Below are 1,885 nucleotides of genomic sequence, written 5' to 3'. Positions count from 1 at the left end.
CCTCGGCGCCGACGTCACCGGCCCCCGCACCGCCCGGGGCTGAGGAGAGCGGGCGGCGGCCGGGGCGTGACCCCTCCCAGGACCGTGACCCCTCCCAGGACTGTGACCCCTCCCAGGACCGTGACCCTTCCCAGGACTGTGGGCGCACGGAACCGCAGGACCGGGCGAACCATGCCGGAGGATGATCGGCGGAGAAACGGCTTGGCGCCCAACCGCGCCTGCGGGATGATCAGTTGGGCCTGTGCCCACCAGATCCGACGAGGGAAGCCCTGTCCGTGCCTCACGCGAACGCCGTGCCCGAGCCCGTGCCTGATCCCGGTGTCGCTCCCGGTTCCGTGCCCGCCGTGGAGATCACGGACCTGACCCAGCGCTTCGGTTCCGTACCGGCCGTCGACCGGCTCAGCCTGACCATTCCGTCGGGAATGTTCTACGGCATCGTCGGCCCCAACGGCGCCGGCAAGACGACCACGCTGACCGCCGTGTGCGGACTGCGGGAGCCGACGTCGGGAACGGTCAGGATCGCCGGTCACGATCTGCGGACCGACCGGGAGGCCGCCCTCGCCCAGCTCGGGGTGATGATGGACGGCCTGTCGCTGCCCGAGCGGCTGACCGCCGCCGAGGTGCTGCGCTACGGCGCGGGGCTGCGCGGTCTGGACGACGGCTGGCGCGACCGGGCCGAGGACCTGCTGGAGGTCCTCGGGCTGGCCGCGGTCCCGCGGACGCTGGTCGTGGAGTACTCCACCGGCATGCGCAAGAAGATCAACCTGGCGCTCGCCCTGCTGCACCGGCCGCGCGTACTGGTGCTGGACGAGCCGTTCGAGGCCATCGACCCGGTGTCCGCGCACAGCATCGAACGCGTGCTGCGGCAGTACGTCGACGGGGGCGGGACGGTGGTCATGTCGAGCCACATCATGGACTTCGTGGAGCGCAACTGCCGCCGGGTGGCGGTGGTGGTCGGCGGACGGCTGCTGGCCGAGGGGCCGGTGGAGGAGGTCGCGGCGGGGCGGACGCTGAACGAGCGGTTCGTGGAGCTGGTGGGCGCCGACCCGGTCCGCCCGCTGAAGTGGCTCTCGTGACACGGCCGGCCGGGGTCGCGCGGACGCGAGGGGTCACCAGGCGGCCGGGGGTGACGCGCGCGCTGTTCGGGCTCAAGCTGCGGCTCTTCCGCAACGGCCCGCACGACGAACGGGGGTTCGGCCTGGTCGGTGGACTGGCTCTGGCCGCGGCGGTGGTCTGGGCCGCCGCGATGTCGGCACGGGGCACGGTGCACGAGGGCTGGATCGCGGTGGCCCTCACCGTCTGGGGCGGCGCGTGGCTGTTCGGGCCGCTGGCCCAGCCCCGGCACGACCCCTCGGTCATCTCCCGCGAGTGGCTGCGGGGTTACCCCGTCCGGCCGTGGCGGCTGGCCGGGGCGCTGTCGTGGACCGAACTGTTCGGTGTGGGCCCCCTCGTCACGGCGGTGTGCCTGTCCTCCCTGGTGGTACTGGCCGCTCCGGGCGGGGCGGCGGTGACCGCGGTCGCCGGGGCGGCCGCCGTGGCACAGCTCTACTTCCTGGCATGGGCCGGGAAGGCGGTGGCGGCCCTGGCGGCCCGTCTGTTGCAGACCCGTGCCGGGACGACCCTGGCGGGGGCCCAGACGGCGGTCATGCTCGCGGTGTCGTTCTCGGGATGGGTGCCCCTCGCGGCGTGGCTGCTGCCGCGCCTCGACGACGGGGACACCACGCTGGTCACGCCGTCCGTCGGGCAGGTGCCGGCGCGGGTGGTGGAGGTGCTGTTCTCCCTGCCCACCGGGTGGGGCCACCGGGCCGTCGTCGCCGCGCGGGACGGCGCCGGGGCGGGTGCCGTCACGCTGCCGCTGGTGGGTCTGGTGGTCGCCGGCGTTCTG

Annotated in this window: 1 protein-coding gene and 1 pseudogene; both read left to right on the top strand. The window is 74.3% G+C overall.

What is annotated here, in order from left to right:
- Positions 1–344 precede the first annotated feature (344 nt).
- Entirely contained in the window at positions 345–1,076 is a 732-nt protein-coding gene (locus tag HW445_RS29195; protein WP_308800123.1) for an ABC transporter ATP-binding protein, read from the top strand.
- A gap of 50 nt (positions 1,077–1,126) precedes the next feature.
- A pseudogene (locus HW445_RS29190) lies at positions 1,127–1,885 on the top strand (hypothetical protein); the annotation flags it as partial.

This window comes from Streptomyces sp. UH6, assembly GCF_013421635.1.
Taxonomy (GTDB): domain Bacteria; phylum Actinomycetota; class Actinomycetes; order Streptomycetales; family Streptomycetaceae; genus Streptomyces; species Streptomyces abyssomicinicus.
The sequence above is the reverse complement of the archived record's forward strand: the minus strand, read 5'-3'. Positions and strand labels throughout refer to the sequence as shown.